The 22,076-nt window shown below is 35.6% G+C and carries 21 protein-coding genes; 6 read left to right on the top strand and 15 right to left on the bottom strand.

Annotated elements, in window-relative coordinates:
- The 3 genes from FFJ24_RS07920 to FFJ24_RS26755 all read right to left on the bottom strand — a co-directional run bounded on the left by FFJ24_RS07920 (position 1) and on the right by FFJ24_RS26755 (position 1,479).
- Positions 1-348: a hypothetical protein gene (locus FFJ24_RS07920; RefSeq protein ID WP_138820946.1), complete on the bottom strand. Its 348-nt coding sequence runs from the start codon at positions 346-348 to the stop codon at positions 1-3.
- Between the two features lie 106 nt (positions 349-454).
- On the bottom strand, positions 455-1,024 hold the full coding sequence (locus FFJ24_RS07915; RefSeq protein ID WP_138820945.1) for a hypothetical protein: 570 nt from the start codon (positions 1,022-1,024) through the stop codon (positions 455-457).
- Positions 1,025-1,239: 215 nt separating this feature from the next.
- Entirely contained in the window at positions 1,240-1,479 is a 240-nt protein-coding gene (locus FFJ24_RS26755; protein ID WP_168202410.1) for a helix-turn-helix transcriptional regulator, read from the bottom strand.
- A gap of 376 nt (positions 1,480-1,855) precedes the next feature.
- On the opposite strand from FFJ24_RS26755, the gene FFJ24_RS07905 reads away from it, so the two are divergent.
- On the top strand, positions 1,856-2,719 hold the full coding sequence (locus tag FFJ24_RS07905; RefSeq protein WP_138820943.1) for a HEPN domain-containing protein: 864 nt from the start codon (positions 1,856-1,858) through the stop codon (positions 2,717-2,719).
- A gap of 12 nt (positions 2,720-2,731) precedes the next feature.
- The gene (locus FFJ24_RS07900; protein ID WP_138820942.1) at positions 2,732-3,361 is read left to right on the top strand and encodes a hypothetical protein; all 630 of its coding nucleotides are present in this window, start codon (positions 2,732-2,734) and stop codon (positions 3,359-3,361) included.
- Here FFJ24_RS07900 and mobC read toward each other — a convergent pair.
- Together mobC and FFJ24_RS07890 are read right to left on the bottom strand one after the other, a co-directional pair.
- Complete coding sequence (gene mobC / locus FFJ24_RS07895; protein WP_138820941.1) at positions 3,266-3,682, bottom strand: plasmid mobilization relaxosome protein MobC; 417 nt, start codon at positions 3,680-3,682, stop codon at positions 3,266-3,268. The genes FFJ24_RS07900 and mobC overlap by 96 nt on opposite strands.
- Before the next feature lie 206 nt (positions 3,683-3,888).
- Complete coding sequence (locus FFJ24_RS07890; RefSeq protein ID WP_138820940.1) at positions 3,889-4,173, bottom strand: helix-turn-helix domain-containing protein; 285 nt, start codon at positions 4,171-4,173, stop codon at positions 3,889-3,891.
- 1,020 nt (positions 4,174-5,193) lie between these two features.
- Between FFJ24_RS07890 and FFJ24_RS07885 the strand changes: the two genes are divergently transcribed.
- Positions 5,194-5,388: a hypothetical protein gene (locus tag FFJ24_RS07885; protein ID WP_138820939.1), complete on the top strand. Its 195-nt coding sequence runs from the start codon at positions 5,194-5,196 to the stop codon at positions 5,386-5,388.
- A 366-nt stretch (positions 5,389-5,754) separates the two neighbouring features.
- Here the strand turns inward: FFJ24_RS07885 and FFJ24_RS26000 are convergent, their stop codons facing one another.
- From FFJ24_RS26000 to FFJ24_RS07840, 9 genes are all read right to left on the bottom strand, one after another.
- Entirely contained in the window at positions 5,755-7,158 is a 1,404-nt protein-coding gene (locus tag FFJ24_RS26000; protein WP_168202409.1) for a hypothetical protein, read from the bottom strand.
- 76 nt (positions 7,159-7,234) lie between these two features.
- Positions 7,235-8,263 (bottom strand): grasp-with-spasm system SPASM domain peptide maturase, encoded by a 1,029-nt coding sequence (gene gwsS / locus FFJ24_RS07875; RefSeq protein WP_138820937.1) that lies wholly within the window; start codon positions 8,261-8,263, stop codon positions 7,235-7,237.
- A 204-nt stretch (positions 8,264-8,467) separates the two neighbouring features.
- A complete protein-coding gene (gwsG, locus tag FFJ24_RS07870) occupies positions 8,468-9,505 on the bottom strand; it encodes a grasp-with-spasm system ATP-grasp peptide maturase (RefSeq protein WP_138820936.1) in 1,038 nt (345 codons plus the stop codon).
- On the bottom strand, positions 9,502-9,948 hold the full coding sequence (locus FFJ24_RS07865) for a hypothetical protein (protein WP_138820935.1): 447 nt from the start codon (positions 9,946-9,948) through the stop codon (positions 9,502-9,504). The genes gwsG and FFJ24_RS07865 overlap by 4 nt, the downstream gene beginning before the upstream one ends.
- Complete coding sequence (locus FFJ24_RS07860; protein ID WP_138820934.1) at positions 9,948-12,290, bottom strand: peptidase domain-containing ABC transporter; 2,343 nt, start codon at positions 12,288-12,290, stop codon at positions 9,948-9,950. Before FFJ24_RS07860 ends, FFJ24_RS07865 begins: the two co-directional genes overlap by 1 nt.
- Positions 12,291-12,326: 36 nt before the next feature.
- The gene (locus FFJ24_RS07855; protein ID WP_138820933.1) at positions 12,327-14,705 is read right to left on the bottom strand and encodes an outer membrane beta-barrel family protein; all 2,379 of its coding nucleotides are present in this window, start codon (positions 14,703-14,705) and stop codon (positions 12,327-12,329) included.
- 126 nt (positions 14,706-14,831) lie between these two features.
- On the bottom strand, positions 14,832-15,044 hold the full coding sequence (locus FFJ24_RS07850) for a hypothetical protein (RefSeq protein ID WP_138820932.1): 213 nt from the start codon (positions 15,042-15,044) through the stop codon (positions 14,832-14,834).
- A gap of 14 nt (positions 15,045-15,058) precedes the next feature.
- Entirely contained in the window at positions 15,059-15,280 is a 222-nt protein-coding gene (locus FFJ24_RS07845) for a hypothetical protein (RefSeq protein WP_138820931.1), read from the bottom strand.
- Positions 15,281-15,440: 160 nt separating this feature from the next.
- Positions 15,441-15,656, bottom strand: a complete 216-nt coding sequence (locus tag FFJ24_RS07840) for a hypothetical protein (protein WP_138820930.1) — start codon at positions 15,654-15,656, stop codon at positions 15,441-15,443.
- 409 nt (positions 15,657-16,065) lie between these two features.
- Between FFJ24_RS07840 and FFJ24_RS07835 the strand changes: the two genes are divergently transcribed.
- Together FFJ24_RS07835 and FFJ24_RS07830 are read left to right on the top strand one after the other, a co-directional pair.
- Positions 16,066-16,680 carry a DUF2975 domain-containing protein gene (locus tag FFJ24_RS07835; RefSeq protein ID WP_138820929.1) on the top strand — a complete coding sequence of 205 codons (615 nt, stop codon included), beginning with the start codon at positions 16,066-16,068 and terminating at the stop codon, positions 16,678-16,680.
- Positions 16,680-16,901 (top strand): helix-turn-helix transcriptional regulator, encoded by a 222-nt coding sequence (locus FFJ24_RS07830; RefSeq protein ID WP_138820928.1) that lies wholly within the window; start codon positions 16,680-16,682, stop codon positions 16,899-16,901. Before FFJ24_RS07835 ends, FFJ24_RS07830 begins: the two co-directional genes overlap by 1 nt.
- Before the next feature lie 1,857 nt (positions 16,902-18,758).
- Here FFJ24_RS07830 and FFJ24_RS07825 read toward each other — a convergent pair.
- Positions 18,759-20,630, bottom strand: a complete 1,872-nt coding sequence (locus FFJ24_RS07825) for a hypothetical protein (protein WP_138820927.1) — start codon at positions 20,628-20,630, stop codon at positions 18,759-18,761.
- Between the two features lie 562 nt (positions 20,631-21,192).
- On the opposite strand from FFJ24_RS07825, the gene FFJ24_RS07820 reads away from it, so the two are divergent.
- A complete protein-coding gene (locus tag FFJ24_RS07820) occupies positions 21,193-21,936 on the top strand; it encodes a YoaK family protein (protein ID WP_138820926.1) in 744 nt (247 codons plus the stop codon).
- Positions 21,937-22,076: the final 140 nt, after the last annotated feature.

Genomic DNA, 22,076 nt, shown 5'->3' with positions numbered 1-22,076 from the left:
TTACATCATCTTCTTTTCAACTGACATACTTATCCAGTAAATTCCCATTTGTCCCCTGTTATCCATTACGCCTTTTGGCAACTGATTTTTAGGACAGCTTGAAATGGAAGTATCTACACGTTTTACAAATGCAGTTAAGGCTTCAAGCTTATTTTCTGAAAATGGAAGTATCGTGTAATCCCAACTGGAATAAAAAGACAACATCCACTTAAATTCCTTATCGATTTTTCCATCGATTAAATATTGATCTAGAATGGAATACGATTCAGATAAGGTTACATTGTCAAGATCTTCAATTCCTGTATAACAACTCGGCTTGACCAGAGCGTACCAATTTAAAAATATCATGCGCTTTAACATCTTAAGCTTTGCAGTTTCATTATCAATGCGAAAATACAGTTCAAGATAAGACTTATGAATATTTCGATACTGCTCGAATTATTTTGAGCCACTATTAAAAAAGTCCATTGTAGATTGTTGGGTTCGTCAATATATTTGCAACAATATTTGATAACACATCACCACCAAATCCTTTTATCTTCTCAAGTATCCTGCTTCTTTTTTCCTCAGGTTCTTCAAAGGCTTTTAAAATTTCTTTTATCTCCCTTAATTGCTTTCCAGTGATTTCCTCTTTAACAGCATCAAGAAATAGGTTTATTGAAAGCTGCTGAGAAACGTTTTGAGTGTTTGTTATATTTATGTTATTCGTCGCACTTCTTTTATCATCTATCGATGTAGCTGGTTCATCTGGCAATAACTTGATAGCTTTTAAGACACCTAAAATCACCCTGTGATTATCGGGGCTTATTTTTTCAGAGGCCTTTTTTATATCATCTAGATCGCTTGGATGAAAAGTTTTGACAAATCTCTGCGCTGCTGATTTCCAATTCTGGTAACGGTCTTGTTCGGAACTTTTATAAACCGAGAATGTACGTATTACATTTGCGCCAGCTGGAACAAATGTAATGGTCGTAAATAAACTTTCTCCTTCACTAATTAGGCTATCTAAAATTTCTATATTCATTATTTAAGTTCTGGTTAATGCAATGTTTGAACCGTCCAAGTCTTCTTTTTTAGAGCATAAAGATAAATCATTCTTTCAATGTTATCCATTATGAAAACATGTTTTAGCAATGCGGAAGATTAAAACGTCAATTTAAAATTTTTAAATATCGTATCAAGGATTACTGATACTTGGATTTAAAAATGAATAACTCACAAGTATTGAATAAAATTTGATTACTTAACTAAATCAGAAAAATCAAACAAATTCATTGCGTCAACTTTTAAGTACTTGGCATAGATCGAAACATGGCTAATGCTCGTGTTTACCTGCCCTAGTTCCGTTCTGGCAATCTGGCTTTGCGATACTTCAGTTAGTAATGATAGCTGCTCTTGGGAAAGACCTTTGCTCTCTCGCACCTGTTTTAGCTTTTGGCCGAATTTCTTAATAAAATCTTCGTCTTTTAGATACTTCACAAAACAAATAGACACCTATAAAACAAAATAATTAATAGCAAATTTGCTATTAAAAATAATCTTCTTTAAATTAGCTTTATGAAAAAATAAAAGAACAAAAAATAAAATTGCAGTTCTATCATCGGTAAAGGAATTGCTAACAAGCCTCGCAACTAAATCTGACAGTTTATTCCCGCGAGAGTAAGTTGAGCAACCAAAACCCTATATTTGCTATAGGGTTGGTGCTCGCTTATGTCTTTTGTGGGAGCCCTTCTGAAAGGAAGGGTGGCTTTGTCAGAGCCAAGTTACATTAGACTAAGTGGGTTGCCAACCCTATTGTAATGATGGCATCCACTTGTTGAGGCTTATTTAATGTTAAAACTTAAATGAGATCAATATGGAACCACAATTATCACCAGAAGCCAATCCCGCTGTCCATTTCAGGGCGTTGATCCATCGGCTCGCCCAAAAGTTCGAACCACTCCAGATCTTCAGCTTTTCGCAGAACAGTTATACACACCATTCCCAAGGTTGCTTTAACGACAATCAGGTATATTTTAAATGTGACTATTGCCTGTTGGCAATTAGCGAAACGGCAACCCGAATAGATTATGAAATGCAGGATTTCGCCAACAGCTATTATCAGCATGGAACAATTACGGTGATCTCCCATGGCAGGCAATCCGTTATGGACGCCGTACAGCAAAACAGCCGCTTTTTTATCAGCGTGCTTACCTATGGAAAACTACTCTACAGTAAGGACGGACTATTAGATGGCGACGTGCTCCCTCCTTATATTCCTGCTAAGGGTGCAATTAAGGCACTCAGACATTATGAATATCGCATACCGCTGGCGGATGGTTTCTTGATGTGCGCGTCCGAATGTCTGGAGAACGAACAGTTCGGAATTTGTGCCTTTATGCTCCATCAGGCTGTAGAACAGGCTTGTATCTGCATGGTGAGGGTTCATATTGCCTACCGTTCTGAGTTCCATAACATTTACCGCCTGCTCCGTTTGTGTACTTGCTTTTCTGAAAAGCCTTTTCAACTTTTTCTGTCCACTCCCGAAGATGAGCGCTTATTTGCTATCATGGCAAAAAGTTATTCTGGTTCACGTTATAAAGATGATTTTACGGTTTCCAGGCAGGATGCGGAGCGTCTTTATCAACGGGTCGCATCTTTTCTTTTGCTGGCAAAGCAGATGTGCAATGAAAAGATAGCACTGCTGGCCAAATCGGCATCAGACTCTATGCAGTCTTAAAAAACGCTGATCATGTACAGATCGAAAAAATATTACAGACCAATATTTAAGGCTATGAAGAAGCAGGCAAAAGACACATCAGATAACAGGATTGTTTATCTTAACGATGATGAAATAACCAATCCGATAAAAGTGGTACACGAGTTTTTCAGTCACGCATGGTTGCCCAATCATTTAAAGATGCTGAAACGCTGGCGAAACGATGTTGCATTTGAATCCGAAGGACCCAAAAAATGTAGCCCAGACTACCTTGTTTATCATTACGAACTGACCATAAAGCTGATAGAGGCCGCCTGGCTCTTAAAAAACTACAAGCTTGGCAGACTTGACTTCGATGACAAACAGGAAAGTGATATCGCAAAATGGTACATCAAAACGGAAAGGAAGAAGCTAAGGGATTATCCTGAAAATCTGAGCATTCGGGAGATCGTAAAACCTTCATCTGTACTAAAGAAAATGTTCAGGATCTATAAATTGGACGGGTACAAAAAAATCCTGCACACATGGCTTCACGATGCGCTTAATACTTCCTTCGTGGAAGAAAGACTATCCAAATTTGAAGTAATTACCGTTTACGAACAATTGGTTAAACTGTTTGAGGCTACATGGCTGATCAGTCAGCGAATAAAAGATGGCAATTAAAACTTTATTTTCTGTCCGACTGAACGAATGGCTAACAGAAAGGTGATTAAATGTCCGTGTGATTTGGTTGATGTTGATTCCTATGGCCTTGAGTTCCTTTCGGATGTTGGTGAGTTGTTCCATGGGTGCATTCATGGTTACATCCCTATGCGTGCAGCTGATCTTTTCCCTTATGATGAGTTTTCGGGTAAGTTCGCCCATGCTCTGGCAGGTGCTACCTGCAAGCAGATTTTCCAATCGCTGATAAGTCTCTTTGTTAACCCTTGTCCTGATGGGATAGTCAAAATTTTTCCGTCGCTTATCATTGTTTATGCTACTCATATTGGCACATATCAAATGTTCAGGCAGGCACGAGTTCCGAGTGCTTGCTCCGACCATAAGGGCGGCAAGATGTTTTTGTCATGTGGACAAAAATACATCTTGCCAAACACTCGGGTGTTTGCAGGTAGCCCATAGAATAGTGGTGCTGAACTTGGATTTTTACTTGATTAATGGTTGTTGGGATTATTAAAGTGTTGTTGTAGCAATCAGTAGCGAGCACTGTTATTTTTTCCCTCGATCAGTAGTGCTACGTCATCATATTTGTAGAACATCAATCCGCCAATTTTACTAAATTTAAGTTTTCCAGTATCTCGGAGACTCTGCAAAGTTCCAGGTGAGATGCTCAAAAGTTTGCCGACTTCATAGCTTTTGAGCCATTCCTTTTGTTCACTTGTTTTATGCAGTTTTTGCCCCGGTCTTCTTAGTTCCGAAAACAGTTCTTGTTTGAATTGTTCCAAATCTTCTTTGGTTATGAATTCGATAGTTGCCATAACATACTTATTAAAATGATAACTCAAAATTGGGGGTGACGACTGAGAGTTTTTGGTTACTACCTGGGTAGTACCTAAAAATAAATGGTATTTTAACTTTTGTAACTTCTAAAAAATTAATTGACCTATGACCCTTATCCTAATTATCATCTGATTTCAAAAAAAAATGTAAAGAATCCGGATAATGGCAAAATGATTAATAAAAAACCTAAATGATAACCTTTTCAACACCGATAAAGGGAAAAGTTTAACAGTATTCTGGATAAACCCATTTGATTAACCTCATTCCGCCGATTTTAAAAGCCTCCGAAATAAACTAGTTATCAATGAGTAATAAAAAAAATATTTTTCGTAAAGAGGGATCAATAGGTGTTAGTTTTTCCACAGAATGCAACGAATTCCAAAATTTTATTAACTTAGTAGTATTTGCCTACAAATGCATTTATAAGATTAAACCAAATTAACGTGATTACATCTCTCCAATGCCAAAACACTTTGTCTGTTTTCCCATTGAAAACTATTTTGATGACTCCACCAATATTTACACTATTCCTTATAATCCAAAAAACCGTCAATTAGAAGAATTGGACGATCAGATACAGCATTTCCGAAAGACTTATTAGCTATAAGTTTCCCCCATCAATATAAAATGGATCCGATTGGATTTAATCGCCAAATGGGTGTCAACCTAAAAGATGGCCTATCTTCATCGGGCCTTAAACTGAATTTTGCGGCCAAAATTATCCCTTGGGAAAAGACATTTATTACCTATCTGATCTAAGCAAACAATAAAAGTTCTAATCAAAAGTCAGAACTTAAACAAGAGTCTAAAAGTTTCGAGTCGAAGCAAAACGGGCCTGGAAAAAAAATCTAGTACTGGCCTAACGAGGTCAAACACTGCCATCTGAAAAGATCGGAAACCAATGCCAGGGAATGGTAAACTGTTTACATCAGGCCTGAATTTCACGGAAAACTAAATGGTGATCCAACAAAAGTATTGCAGCTTTACTTAAAGGCTTAATGGTCATTCGTAAAATTCAGCCGACAAAAGGAAAAATTACCGCTGTGAAATTCTGGTATATCACCTGCGTGATTTGTGTTAAAGGGATGCCGGATGTTAAAGGAATGCCCGAATTAACTGATCTGGAAGATACCTACAAACGCAATATAAATATGGAGTATTTATTTATGCCTCAAAATTTAAGGAATTTCTAGAAGACTATTACTTCGTTTACCCTGTTATTTCCAATATGGAAGCTATGCTTAAGAATTGAAAATATCTGCTTAGCATACACATCTGATTGTCTGTAATGGAAAAATTATAATATATAGTCAGTGCACAGGAACTTACTGCTACAATTTAGGTTTTGATTAAGAATTAGCATATGGTCTTTTGATAGCTGCATATAAGTCTATATGTCAGTAAATTAAGCCGGCATATTTATTGGGATTATAATCCTTCGCTATGAAAATTCTTCTAAACAACATTATTGCCAAATTCAAAAATAGAAAGGGAAATTGTCTATTTAGGCCTCAAGCCTTCTTGATTAAAGTTGGAAAATTAGATCTTACGATAAAATCTCAAAGGCTGGCGAAACCTCTATTCAATACGAAAGGAAAGCTATTTAAGGAGGTATAATTTATAAATAGGTTTACACTGACAATGTATTTTTCCACCTCTTCTGTTACTGATATCGAACTTTGATTTTCATCAGATATTTCCTTATTTAACTTATTTGTCATCAACTTTCTATCAGAAATCTCAATCCTTAATTCATTATATATCTGAATCAGATTTAGGGCTGTAACGTCACTAAAAACAGGCACCAAAAGTGTTTTTTCTTCTGAATTTTGGAACTGGTAGTTGTAATATAGCTCAATAGCTTCGGAGTAACATAGAGCACAGTCATGATCGTAAAAAATTAATATATAATCATTAATAGATTTTGATTTCGGACCGCTATATGTGTTTAAATGGAAAAGTGCTTGAATAAAGTCAGATGCAATCTGTTTTGGTATCTTATTAAGATTGTTATTGATTATATCCATTCTTTTTTGCTTGGACATCCTCTTCTTTTTATTTGCCACCAGATTTATTAGCATATAGTTTAAAGCAAACAAAATTGATGCGATACCAACGAGAACCACTGATTGCCCTGGATTTATCTGAATATCCACTAGACCAGTTTTGACGTGTTGAATAAAGCTGAGCGACACACCGAAAAATAATAATATGTACAAAAAATGCTGAGAAAAGCATTGGAGACAGGGCTTATTACGTAGCGTTAAATTATAGATAAACAAACCAGATACAATGCATAAGCCAGATATAGCAATTATGCCGAGCATACTACTAATTGAATTAATCTTTGTAAAACTTCCCGCAATAAAAAAAGTCGTAGTTAAAGTTGAGATAAATGCTGAAAAAGGATTCAGATCTAATCTATTGCTCCTTGACTCTTCATCTGTACTATTGCACTGAGTCGCAATCGTTACACACCTGGTTCTATTAACAGAATCGATTTTAGAATTAAGCCAATATATTTGATTAACCACCTGTAGCGCAGTGAGTAGGCAGCTCACAAGAATTAAGTATATTAAATTGATTTCATTAATAATTACACCAGTTAAAGCAATTATTAGGATTGCCATCATAATGAATGAAGTCGGTAACAACAATATAATCCGCCGCTTCCTGATGCTGTATTGCTCGTCTAACAGTAAAAAGATTATCCCCGTATTTCCCCCAAGAAATTTTGTTCTCGAAATACACAAATTTAAAAATGTATCCAATAAAGGAGTACACACTTTTCCGTTGGATAGGGAACTTATAATGCTTGCAGATTTAAGTTTGTCATTAAGAAAAATGAATGGAAAATTAATTTCGCGATCTCCGATACTGTTCAAATCAAAATAAGTACATCTTATTCCATATTTTAGCAAATTTGTTCGTATAACTTCGGGAGTTAATAGCGTTTCTGTCATGAAATCACTGTTAAAATCATCGATATTAAAGTATTTCTGTAGAAATGATCTAAATATATTTTCCAAAGTTTAATAATTAATTAGTTTCCCATTTTGCCAGGTAAGGATTGTAACCACATTTTGCGGGTTTTGCATGGATGTCAGTAACAAAGGCCCTACAATCTGTACACATATATCGATGCTCACAGTCCTTACACACGTTGATTTGATCTTTCGTTATTTTTGAGTAACTCTTGAACTCATCAGTGAGTATCACATCTGAGATTTGGGTTTTATCTACAGGGCCAAATTGGCGAGTTAAACTTGGGCAATTCCTTATATTACCGCCTGAATCTATACCTATTTTTTTATGCAGACACGAGTTATATAGGTTTGACTCGGTATAACTTTCGACATTGATAGAAAAGAATGATTTGGAGATGCACCCGCAATTATTTTCAGAAGAGATAATTTCTTCTGTTACCAGGACATTACCTTGATTACTGGTGTAAAAATTATTTTTATTTAGATGAATGACCTCTGATTTTGGTGCTGAATGAATTAAAAGCAACTTTATTTTCGGCCACTTATTGATGAATTTTCCAACTACAGATTTTCTCACTTGATTGAATGGTACAAATATTTCAACAGATCTTATTTCTGTCTGACTCAGGAATGCCATTACCTGATCTAAGTATTCTATTTCTACTTTTGAATAGAATCGCAATTGCAAATCCTGGCATTTCAGGTTGTCTAACTGTTCTATTGCAGCATATAAATCATACGAGGACGATTCATTTCTATCGATGATGGCATTTGTTATAGTATTGAATGTTTCATATTTCAATTCCATATCAGGATACAGCTCGGGTCTTGGAGTAAAAAATCCCAGGTCTTTATTTAGTAAAAATGTAATATATTCTTTAATTGTATTTTGATCCGACGGTTCAAATGATTTTAAAACATCCAAATATGAATCTTTTTTTAATAGTTCAATAATCTCTGACATTCCGTTAGGAACATAATGGTATTCTTCCTTTTCCAAATCGTAGATACTACTTCTGCGTGCTCCGCGTACGACCATACAGGTAGAGTATAACTTAAAGTATTCTGTATTACTTATCATCTTTAAATATTTTATCCAAATGAAAATTTTTGCTAATTGGCTTATGATGACCTATGCAAACTCTCGCCGTTGTGTTGTAAGATTTACTGGTAAAAAAAAAGTGGCGTGGCGTCTTGTTTTTATCCATATTAATTTTAGTCGCCTTCAAAATTGGCAAAGGAAGATTGACCTGCTCGTCAAATTCCATCTTAGATTCTAATAATATCATAAATAGTTTGCTATTTTTTTTTCTATATAATAATTACATGGCATTGATACCATGCCGAATTGGCCCACCGGATTTATTTCCAGAAAATAAAAATCATAATTACTGTCCATAAGTATATCTATGGAGCAGAAATCTTGACCGAGATATTTACAAAGCCGGGACAACTTTTGCTCAATGTCTGATGGAAGTTTGAATGGAGTGTTACGATTGGGTGTAACAGTATCATAATTGCGGAAATCAGTGTCCGTCTTTGAGTTACCTTGCGAAAAAATTGCCATTGAATAAAATTCGCCTCGAAAGTAAACGGATCTGATATCGGCAATCTTTAAAATTTTCTTTTGTAAAAGTGATGGAAAAAAGTTTTCAGTCAGTTTGTCAACATCATCCAGATCAAGATTGCTCGTATAAGAAGTAATTCTAAGAGTACCCTTGGACAATAGAAATAGTTCTGATATTCCCTTTGTTATACTATGATGAACTTTAGTTAATAGTGACCGTAAATTACTTTTATTAGAAGTTATATACATGTCTGGGATTTTTAAGCCAAAAAGGTTCGCAATAGTAAGACACCGAGGCTTGTCAGAACCCGTACGATAAGGATTTCCAAGAGACCTTATCCTAGGATTTTCGAATAAATAAAAATATATGTAACGAACAATTTCATCGTATTCCTCACGCATATATTCCCTTGTCTTCTGCACAAAAAAACTGGATTTAAGAGCTTCTAAACTTACAGAACTGGTGTCATAGGAAGGCATTCCTCCACGTCTGTACCATACGCTTGTTATCGTTTTAAGGTCGATAGAAATGCCTGACGTCAGGCCAATTGTTAATTTTTTAACAACCTTATCTATATGTATCTTCGGAATTTCTCCTTCCTGTGAATCTATCGCTTCATCTAAAAGCTCAAAACAGACATCCTTGATTGCATCGGTATTACAATTAACCCGAATGTAAGGCTTATTATAATATTTAAGCCACTCTATAACTTTATCGGTCGAGGGTTCAAAATTTTGGGTAAAAATTAAAATCATTTATTAAATGGGTTAAAAATACTTTTCAATAAAACTTTATAAATTGGGCTTTTATCGCGAACTATAACTTTCGGTTCGTATATTTTTCCGTTGTCTTTTTTGGCTGGTACAAAGTTTTTATTAAACCTTATTACCCACTCACCCTTGGCACCCTTTCCATCAAGGCTTTCGACCTCGACTTGCGATGATGTAAGCGAATCATTTAATACTGTTTTATAAGCAAATAAAACCTGACTATCTTTATTAAACTTTACTTCAGTATCTGACTTAAAAATTACACTGGCTAAACTTTTATTAAGGCTTTGATCCTTTAGCTCGTTAAGAGTAATCACTTGCCCATTATAGAGGCTAGTAATCGAAACTTTTACTGAGATAAGATAAGTCAATAAAAGTATTGTACACGTTAGATAAAGCACTACGGTTGTTGTATAAAGTTTCTTCATTACTTTGCTAGTTCCAGTTGATTTTTAACAAGATTAAAATAATAACCCCGGTTTTCCACCAGTTCCCGGTGAGTACCTCTTTCAACAATCCTGCCCTTATCCATAACTAAGATCTCATCGGCTTTTACTACCGTACTCAGTCTATGGGCAATAATTATCATAGTTTTTCTGGATAAGTGATTGTAGATATTGTCCATGATATTCCTTTCATTAAGCGAATCCAGGGAGGAAGTTGCTTCATCGAAGAAAAAGAAAGGTGAATCTTTATAAATTGCTCTTGCAATGAGAATGCGCTGTTTTTGACCCTGGCTTAATCCTTGCCCATTATTTCCTATAAACGTTTCAAATTTACCGGGCATAGTGAAGATAAAATCATGTATTTCTGCTAATTTCGCAGCCCTTTGTACTTTCTCATTACAGGGGTTAGGATCGCCCAACGCTATGTTGTTAGCTATTGTATCTGAAAATATATATCCATCCTGCATTACCGAACTGCACAAGCTTCTCCATTCTTCGACTGGAACTTTATAAAAATCTTCATCATTTACGGAAATATTTCCAGAATCAAGTGGATAAAATCTCAGTAATAATTTAAGTAAGGTAGTCTTTCCACTTCCGCTGGAACCTACTATAGCAAGTTTTTTTCCAGCTTCCAATTTGAAGTTTATTTCCTGTAATCCGAATATTTCATCATCGCCGCCGTAAGATTTTTGATAAGTAAAAGAAGCATTCTCGATGTTAAGCGCAAACTCGCGTGTCGGATTCGAAGCGACGTCACTGGAGTCGGCGAATACAGCATTGGTTTTTCTGTTGGAGAAATCAATGCTAGCACTTTTAAGGTTAAACAATTCTTCTTCATAAGCGACCTGTCCCAACGGCTGTGGGAAATATGGTGAAATATGTTTTTCTTCTCCGGCGGCGATTTCACTCTGCTCATCTGGAAAATCATAAATATCTACAATTCTTTCATATGACGCTTTAGCCTCTGTATAATCGTTCAGAAATCTGATAAATTCAAATAAAGGAACGTTTAACAGTCCGATGATGTATTGAACAGACAACATCATTCCCAAGGTAAGATGTCCTTGTATAACTAGGTAACTACAATAAAATAAGATTGCAAAGTTTTTCCCTTCGCTAAGTACCAGGCTTCCAACTTCCTGGAAATTTAAATAACGTGCTGACTGGATATTTATCTTAAATATTGAATGCTGAACGCGTTTCCATTCGTGTAGTTTAAGTGATTCGGCCTGATATATTTTGATTTCATTTATTCCAAATATCATTTGAAATATAGAATCATTTGCTTCCGAAGATTTCTGGAAGCGTTTATAATCTAATAACTCTCTATATTTTGTGAAATAAACGTTATAAGCGAAATATATGATACTAAACAAAATGAAAAATATGAATATATATTTGTTGTAGATCAGAAGTATAATTCCATATAGTATAAATGTAATTAATGAAAATGCAGCATTTAGTGATGATGAGTTAATAAGTCTGTCTATCCTTTTATGGTCTTCAACCCGTTGTAGTAAATCGCCGTGAGACCTAAACTCAAAATATGCTAGTGGTAGTTTAATAAGCTTAAGCAGGAAATTATGAATTAAGGAAATATTGAATATGGTTGCTAGATGTATTAATATCCAACGTCTGATAAGATCGATTACAGCTCTTGATAGTAGAAACATCATCTGTCCTAGACAAATAATAACAATAAGACTTAAGTTTTTATTACCGATCCCCTCGTCAACGATAATTTGTGTTGAAAAAGGTAATAATAACTGGATTGCACTGCCCATTAACAGGCCGCAGAATATGTATATAAAAGCACGCTGATTTTTGTTTATGTATTTTCTAACTTCATCAGAAAAATCGCGGCTTTTCTGATAGCTTGTCTCTTGGGATCGATATTTTTCAGTAGGGTGCAGCAAAAGAGCAATTCCATCTCCAGATTCCGTTTCCCAGATTCGCTTGAAATCCTCTATAGTATATTTTAATCTACCTATTGCCGGATCAGAAACGCATACATGTGCGGAAGTGATCTTATAAACGACTGCATAATGACGCTGGTTTATCATCGCAATTGCCGGTAATATCGCTTCCTTTGAGAATTTTTCCCAAGAGCAGCTAATCGCAATAGTCTTGAATTTGTATTCTTTAGCAATTGTTTCTATACGATAGAGACTTGTACCTTTCCAATCAAGCTTACTTTTATTACGGATTTCTTTGAATGGCACTGAATATCCATAGTGTTCAAAAATAATTTTTAAACAGGCGGGGCCACAGTCATTAGATTCTAACTGTTGGAAATGAGGGAATTTTTTAAAGAATTTCATTTAAATTGTGAAATGTAGTGACAGAGAGCGAGAATATTATTTTCTGAATTCTTCAAGTCTTGAATCGTCTTCAAAACTAAAACTACTTGCTTTACTCCGTTTAAGTCTGCCGATTGTGTAGGATGCAGAAAAGTAAAGCATTCTAGTCTCTGGTTTATTTTGATTATCGAAAGATACTCCGTTAAAATTTTGGTAAGTAAAATTTCTGGACCAATTAAATGGATCAGATAACTCAAGACTAACACTTAGTTTGTCTTTGAAAACCCCCCGGCTTACATTGATTGAAGAATAACCTGATCCCCTCTGAATACCCACAGGTTGGTTCTGCCGAGTCCCATAGCTGATATTTACTGAGGCATAAAATTTTGAAATAGGTTCGAAGTTATAATTTGCGTGAATTGCGAAATAATTTATTCCATTAAGACTGACTGATAAATTTTGATTCTCATAAGCAACATCGGAAGTTTTTAAAAATCTTTTTTCGTATACTGGTGAAACCGTAATGCTCGACGATTTCCATTGTTTACTTAAAATCAGAGTAAGGCCGTATACATTTATATCATTAAGGTTAACCGGCGCGTTGAAAATAGAACCCTGAATTATAAACGGTAGTGATATTACCGGATTAATTCCTTTAGTATTTTTTAAGATAGCTATTATTGAATAGTCTTTCTCAAAATTTTTATTGAACTTAAGCCCGTACCCATATGTAGTCGCAGCTTTTAGATTGACATTTCCGACATTGTACGCGACAGCATTTAAATTAAAGTTCTCTGGGAACGGCAAGTACTGACTATAATTTGGTCTTGAGATTCCACTATTAAAAAATATATGGGTTTTAATGCCAATTAATTTTGGAATAACGAATACAACATTGGGAAACAAATTGGAGTAAGTAATTTTATTTGTTTGCAGTGAAGATTTTTCCTGTATAACAAGAAGATTGGTGTGTTCCGCCCGGAGACCTATCTGAAAGGAGAACTTTTTCGTAGTTAAAGATGATTCAATAAAAGCCGCGTAAATATCTTCTTTATAATCGGTCATTGATGATTCAACTACTCCTTGTAACGCAGGTGAAAAATTATTATTCAAACGATTATTAGTATACTTTAACCCAGCAGTAATTGAAAGTTTATCGCTAAACTTATGTGTCTGTTTAAGGTTAATAAAATAATTTTCATTTCTAGTGGAGTTAAATGTCGTGATGCCGGAACCCGGATTAGTTAATGGTTTCAAATTATTAATAACCTCACTATTTCCATTTTGGTTAATGTGCGAGAAATCAATTTGAAATTGTCCTTTTTTCAAGTCTACTTGAAAATAACCGCTTATTTTGGTTCTTCTATCGTCAGAATCAAAATTTGTTGCGATAGATTTGGCTACATTGTTGTTGACAATATGGTATGAATAGTCGTAATTACTTGACACAAAATCGGTAGATATATCAAAGCCAGTTTGAAGACTCTTATTCACTCGATAGTCTACACGTAGATCTAATCCTAAATTATTTTGTGGCGTTTCTGCTAAATTTAGTACCTGCTCTGAATTTATATTCGGCATTGAACTGGATACTAAACTAGAGTAAGTATTGTCATAAAAATTACTGTGATTTGCCAGGACACTTCCAACAATACGGAATTTGCCCCTGCTGAACTGCATAGAATTATTTACGTAGGCTTTATCATGTGTTGTCAGGCCTAAACCTAGAATATTTTGAAGTCCAACGGCGAGAAACTTTTTGGTTCTAAAATTAATGATGCTACCGCTGTTTGCATCGTAACTAGCACCAGGTTCAGTAAGAATATCAATGCTCGCAAGATCGGTTACCGTCAGTTGATGAAGATAGTTAAGCAGGTCTTGTCCAGATAAGTTTACAAAAATTCCATCTACATAAACTTTTAAGTCATTACCTAAAAAAGAAATTGAACCCTTAGGTGAAACCGTAATTCCAGGAACATACTTTAAATATGTTGATACGAATGTCGATGGTGAGAATGCTTTGGTATCTGTAATTATATTAAAGCCTCCTGGAACTAACTTAAGCTGACCTTTTGAACGGTCGGTTATTTTTACCTCCTTGAGTTCAATAATTGCCGGTCCTAGCAAAATATTTATTGTGGTATCCCTATTAACCACCAGATCTATAATTTTACTTTTATAGCCGATCGAATTAATCTGCATGCTCAATTGGTGATTTCTCGGAATATTTAAAGAATAAGAACCCTCCGAGTTGGTAATTAAGTTAGATGTCTTTGTCTGGAAACCGGGACCGGTGATTTTAGCAAGTACTACCGCCCCAGGGATCTGTTTTAGTGAAGAAGAATCCCTAATGGAACCAGCTACTTTTAAAGATTGCTGGGCAAATAATGGACTACAGCAAATTAATGCACAAAAGATAAGCAAGAGCAATCGCATAGAAGGAAAAGATAACAAATAAGAGAGAATTTAAATATGGAATATTACAAGGAATCCAAGACTCCCTGTAATACATCTTTATTTCAAAAATAAATAACAGACTCGCGATCTGTGTACCGAACTTATTTAGTCTGGAACAGGAGGGGTAACCTTTTTACAGCGACTATCCTTAGGGTTTTCTTGAGAAGCCTCAGAATCGGGATCAGCTAGGTTTTGGTCTGTTTTGCATAAGGCAGTACTCGTTCCGCCTCTCAAATTCGTTGATTGAAGTCTAGTTACTTTATGATCCTCAAAGGTCGAAAACAAATCTTTGTTTGTTAAATCTTCTAATTTTTTCATGATTTTAAATACGGTTAAGGAAGTGGTTCAGTTATAGTTCCTGAGCATCTTTTATCTTTAAGACTTTCCTGTGAGTGATAAGTATCTTCATCTAAAGCACTTTCGTCTGTTTTGCATAGAGTTGTACTTGTGCCACCTTTGATATTACTTGTTGCCAAAGTGTTAAGTCTACTTTTTTCGAAAGTTCCGAAAATATCCTCATTAGATAGGCTTTCCAGTTCAATGTTTTTTTTCATTGTTTAAAAATTTTTAAGGGTTAATAATTTAAATAAGACTTGCGCAGCTCAAATTTTTAGATTATTCTTTTAGAACAACCAGTAGCTGAACTCAATAAACTTCATGTTGCGCATCTTGCAGCAGAAGTTACGTTTAACAAATTAAAGTTAGTTAAAGCAATTAGTCAGGGACTTTAGGGACGCAAGTTTTGTCTTTGAGGTTTTCTGCAGTTGGACCTTCAGTATCTCTGTCTAAAAAGCCCTCGTCTGTTTTACATAAGGTAGTCGAAGTTCCTCCTCTTAGATTTGAGGAGGCCAAGGTAGGGAGTTTGTGATTTTCAAAAGAGGAAAACATGTCCTCATTAGAAAGATCTTCTAAAAAAAACTTTTTTTTCATTGGATTGTGAATTTAAATGTAAAAATATATTAGGTTAAACGCGTTTCGAAGCAATAACCGATCACTTATCCAATGATCGCGGTAATAAAGATTGGTTGAATATAAAGGCTTTTGTAACAATTTTAAATTGTTACCTTAATTCTGCTAAAAAATGGAAAGAATTGATTAAAAAATAATAACATATTAGCGATGTTAGACAAATCTTGCAGTTCTAAGCCGATATATTGATCGAGAGATCTACGGTGTTTTGAAATGAATCGCTCTGATATGGTCTTTCAAATAATATGGACGGCAGTACCCTATCAATAGTATCACCATAAAAGTTTACCAAGAAAAAAAGTATTATTAATAATAAATATTTATTGATAATCAATAAATATTTATTAAATTTGAAAATAAAATAAATATTATGCCAGCCTCAAGAACCAAATTTAAAATTCTATCCCAGATGATAACTATTCTATGGTATTTGGAAATACTATGTGGTGTATCGTTTCTATCATTATTTTTAGCATCTGCTAACTTTAGAACACAAATTGTCGTAATGTTTCCTGTAAGTTTTTCTCAGACAAACATCATGAGTATTAAAGCTGTGAATACAAATATTGCCGATGCAAGGCTTGACAGTTATGCCGGTTTTTTAGTATTTCATCTAGAATCCAGCTGGCAAAATGTGGCTCTGATGACAGTTGTTTATACAATTTGCATAGGGATTGTAATATTTATTACCTATAAAATAAAACAGATCTTTAAAAATTTCGAGACGGATAAAAACTTTGTTAAAAGTAATCTTAATCATTTAAGAGTAATTGCAGCAATAATCTTAGTAATTCCTATTATGCAGTTTGTATTTACCTTAATTGCCAATAAATTCTTCCAAACTAATCTAGCTATTGGCAAATTCGTAACACTATCTCCATCTTTAAATTATGCTTTGTTGTTTACTTCAATAACGTTGTTCGCAGCAATCGAAATTTTTAAGCTGGGAATTGAATTGGAAGAAGAAAATAAATTAACAGTATAATGAGCATTGTGATAAATCTAGACGTCGTTATGGCAAAAAGAAAGATGAGTCTTAACAAGCTGTCCGAATTAACAAACATCACACTATCAAACTTGTCAATTATGAAGCAAGGTAAAATAAAAGCTGTACGTTTAAGCACATTGGAGGCAATTTGTAAGGCACTAAATTGTCAACCAGGCGATATTTTAGTGTATTGTTCTGATCATGAATACATTATTTAAAGATAATTATGTAGATCTTGGGGAATGTATATGGCAGGTCTGCATCCGTATATCTGTCTGGTCTTTGGACTATGAGTTCCTCCTCCTGATCTGGTAGACTTTCAGTTTAAACCAAAAGTATGGTGCACATGGTTTGATAAAATTGGCTGCTCGCAAAAGCATCCACGTTACATTATCTGGCGCAAGACGCTTTGGGCAAGTTTAGTTTTAATCCTAAAAAGCTGATGCCATGCTTACTTTACCATTACTGATTTCAACTCCAGCATCGCGAGTGGTGTCGCCCTCGAGCTCAGCGGCTAATTTTGCAAAGTTTGATTTTGAAGATATCATGACTGAACGAAAAAATATAAGCCTTTCGAAGCATATGGACAGGCCAAGCTTGCCAACTTAGCATTCGCCTTGGAACTGACCAGGAGGTTAGCCGTGTCTGGCTCAAAGACCATTTCTGTCGCTGTTCATACGGGAGTTTCGCCTACCAATCTTCAGCCCACAAGCGGCTTTATAATCGAAAAGATCGTTACACATTAATCTCGCAAGCCGCCGATAAAGCTGCTTTAGCGTCCCCGTTTGTGGCAACAGACCCCGCTGTGTAGAACGGAACTTATTGGGGACCTTAAGGATTTATGCATCTCAAAGGTTCGCCAGGACCTGCAGTTATTCCCAAAGGCAAAAGACCTCGACCCTGCAAGCAAGTTGTGGATGTTGGCAGAAAAACTCACCGGGGTGGAGTATTCATTTAATAATTTCTGAGAGTAATCAATCAAATATAAATTATTCAAGAAATATTTTGATAGATGCCCATTGAATTGACGAAAAGGAATTGAAATAATAGATATTTGCAATAGAAGTTTCTACAAAATAGACATACATTTTTTATATATTTGATTTGAAGATTGTTCTTGAAAGTTAATCAAATCGTATCGAAATAACTGGTGCCCAATTTGGTGCCCAATCAGAAATGACGACTAACTATTATTTATAACTTGCTCATTTAGTACCGCTTGGATTATTAAGTTATTATCCCAGCGGGATCACAAGAAGAGGCTGTCTCAAAAATAAAAACAAGACAGCCTTCTCGGAATTTAATTTGGCAGAATACCAAAAATGGTCAGACTCGAATGTAAAAAGGGCAATTTTCAATTTAGAAAATTGCCCTTTTTGGTCTTATTAAAGATTTGAGACAAATTTTATTTTGCACAACTTTTGAAAAAGAGACTTTTGAGACAGCCTCTTTTTTGTTTTATTCCCGTTTGGGATTCGAACAGAAGTGCCGGCCTGGGTTCGATTTGTAAAAGGCTCAGGGTCGGGTTCGGGGTTGTGGGGCTGAGCCAATCCCAGCGGGATCATAAAAATCCTCCAATTCTCATTAGGGGATTTTTATTTAAAAAGGATTTCACTATGCTAAAATCCCAAACAGCCCTTTATTGCCTATTTACCTGCCCTTCTCCGACACAGCTATACACCAACAATACCTTAGGTTAACTTTCTCCTCACCTTTTTTTTGGCTATTGTTAACCCACCAATCGAAAGCAAGATAAATCTTTAACCTATCTGATCTATACCAAGGCTAAAACTCAACCGAAGTAAGTGTAAAGTAGCGTGCAAGTAAGTACGAAGCAGACCTGGGCGGAAGGTGGCCTAAACGTGGGGTAAATGTGGGGTGAAGGTGGACTTTAGAATGTTTTTTTGGGGATTTTTAATCAAAGGATTAAATTGGGTGATTACCCTTTTGGTTATGCTAAGATACGAAAATTATGGCACAACATCAGGTTTGAGTAATATGGAAAACTAAGGTGGTATGCTTAGTGTTCAAAATTTTTCAAGTACCCGCTATGCTTAAGGTACCTGAAATATTGATTATTTTGATTTTGTTTTTTCCTCTTTTTTCTGCTCGTCATAAGTTAATTTCACATTGAAGTGGTAATCAACAAGGTGATTGCCCTTCAACAGGTAGCATTCAAGCAGGAAAGGTTTCCCGTAATAATAGTCTGCCTTTATATGAGGCCCGAAATTATCACCCCTGCTGAAACTCGCGGAAGTAATTTTCTTTAAATACCTTCCCGAAGTATTCTTTGGATAAATTAAGATCTTATCTTTTATTATTGCCTCGTCAACCATCACCTTATTGCCAGATACCGTGATTCCTGGAGGAAGTTGATCGATGCGGTAACTGGCTTTGGAAATTTCGGCAAGATTAAGCTGCATTACTCCCTTAACATACTTTGCTTTTGCAAGTATTCCCTTGGGTACAAAATTAAGGCTGGATCTGTTAAATTCAACCACAGGAACAGTGCCGTTAAACTCCCCGTTACCATAGTCAATCGAATCCTTTGGAATGGAGATTTGCTTTCCATCCTGCTCCTCAAAAAAGGCAACTTCTTTTGCATCCTCGTACCGGCTTATATTATTAATAAAAAAAGAACTCATCAATTCCGGATATTCGAAGCTTACCCGCCATTTCTCTTGATCACCCGATGGAGTTGTGTAAGTCATGGACGATTGATCAATTTTAATTTTGTTGCCAATTTCTCCTGCATACAGCTCTGGCTTTGTACTTAAAAGCTTATCCACAGCAGGGTCGTAGGCCGTGGCATAAGTTGGGATGTCAAATACTTCCTGGTATGGAGCAGTGCTGTTATAACCTCTTTCAGCTGCCTTAAAAGAATAAACCGGCAATGAAAAGTTCTTTTTCCGGATCGTAGCTTTTGAATAATCCATCACATAAATCACCACATCCTCTACCGTGCCTTTAAAGTAAGCGGAATAGTATGACCTATTTTTATGCTTTTCATCATACTTACGTTGCTCCTCATCCAGGTCCTTTTGTAGTGTGCCTACTTTCTCCGGATTGTCTACAACCTCATTTAAAAGTTTTTTGTAAAAATCAAACATTTCGCCTGAACCGCTGGAAGATCCACTTTGGTGCAAAAACTTTTTTGTTTTGTCAGTTGCCAAAATGGTCACTAAATCCATTTTCTCGGTATCCACGGCAGGGTCTGTTTTATTGGGATTTTCAACCTCTATACTTACCGCATGCCCTTTAACACTTGCTAGTTTCACTTTGATGCCATGCTGTTCTTTGGTGTCACCTCTTTCATTGCCGGCGAAAGTAAACTTTAAGATGGCTTTCGGGATTTGTGCTTCGACAGAACCGTTTAAGGAAACGGGGTCTGCTGAATAGGATTTTTCATCAGGATAAAGGATATCAAATCCTTCCTCGTTGTTCCAATTGGTTCTTACCACTTGTCTGCTGATGAGGGAGTTATTTTCATCCTCAATAATGTCTGTACTGGAATTGTCGTTAAATTTTACACTTTTCCAGGATGTTTTTTGGGCAAATGGAAGGGCAAAGGGGTAATGAAGTTTCAGTTCAATTTTATCACCTCTAGACTCGTCCTTCTCCACTAAGATGCCGTCTAAATAATTACTTGCCATGTCGCCTGTAGAACCATAATCTTTTAGGATAAGGAATGGATTTTCATCATATACCGTATCCTTTGGCGGACGTTCGTTCTCAAGGTCAATCTCCTGGAACCAGAAAAGCATTCCGCCAAATTCTTTGGCTTGTTTTCTAAGGCTATCGTTTTTAATTGCTGCTACTTTTTTTTCAAAAGCAAGCTTTTCTTTCTTAAGGTCTTCCAGCTTTTCGTCAACTGACTTTGTACAGGAAATGAAAATTGTTGATGTGATGGAGATGGTTAGAAGCGTAAACAAGAGATTTTTGATCATATCAGGAAGATTATTAATTCAGCTGTCACCCTGCAAATCCCCGGCCACAATGACATTTCAATGATTAATGTGCTAAGAATTGTCTTTCACTGAATAAAAAATCAACAATTTGAACTGACGTATAAAATATGCAAAGAATGATCAATACGTAAGTTTATACATATAAATAAACAAATTCTGAACTTTAAATACTCCTCATGATAACGTAAAAAAAATATTCGAAAAGCTTGTGGCCGCTTTATTTGGTTGGGCATGGTGATCATTCTTTGCATCACAATCGAATATGTGGTGTACATTGGTGAAAACACTGCCAGACGCTACAAACATCTAAAAATTAAGCTGTGAATAATTGATAGGTGCAAAGCTTTAATGGAAAATTAAAAACAGCATATCCAATTTCAATACTATTAATTTTATCAGTATTTGTTTGCCAATATGTTTAAATGTGTAGTACCTTAAGTTTCTCACAGATTCCATATTTCTGCATACAAAATATAACGGAGATCATTATTAAATGGGATTGCGATTGAATTTTGTAAATTAGCGGGTAAAGAATCTACAGATGTTCAGACACAAAGGGAAAGGCCGTACCTATTCCCATAATCTAAAACTAGCCTCGATCTTATCAACTGTGGCGGGGATTGTGAATATCTCCGGGGTTTTGTCGGTACATACCTTAACAACAAATGTAACCGGACATTTTGCATTTTTTTCTGAACAACTTTTCCTGGAGAACTATAGTATGGCTTTTACCTATCTGTATTATATACTGTTTTTTTTATCCGGTGCCTTTGTATCAGGACTGATCATGGAATGGGCATCAAAATACAGATCCCACAATTCTTATATTATCCCTATCTCTCTGGAAATCGGCGTCATGCTTTCCATCAGTTTGACCTGCTTTTTAGCTCCTGAATGGTATCAGACGTATCCATCAGTTATAGCTTCGGCCTTATTATTTTCGATGGGACTGCAAAATGCGTTGGTAACCAAGGTTTCGCAGTCTGTAGTGAGAACCACCCACCTGACAGGACTTTTCACAGATTTGGGTATAGAACTTTCTCAATTATTGCTTTACAAAGAAAACTCAGTATATAAAGCAATACGCAGGAGTATTTTCCTTAAAACCATGATCATAAGCGGATTCTTTTTAGGCGGAATGTTGGGTGGACTGGGATATCAGCATTTTCAGCTAAAAATATTATTACTTCCTGTTGTAATGCTGCTAGGTGCTCTATGGTATGACCGCCTGTTATTTCGGTATTATCATCTGAAAAGGAAGTTTAGTGATTCAACACCAAAATAAAAATATTTTATCAACTGATTTTAATCCCCTTGCACGCTTAATTCTTAAAATCCTGAGTGTATTTTTAATTAAGCCCTAAAGTCTATCTTTTTACTGTTGGTTTCGATATAAAAATAGCTACGATGGATAAAAAGGCTTAT

The sequence above is a fragment of the Pedobacter sp. KBS0701 genome (genome assembly GCF_005938645.2).
In the GTDB taxonomy this organism is placed as follows: Bacteria; Bacteroidota; Bacteroidia; order Sphingobacteriales; family Sphingobacteriaceae; genus Pedobacter.
Note: the sequence above shows the minus strand (reverse complement) of the source record. Positions and strands in the feature narration are given on the sequence as shown.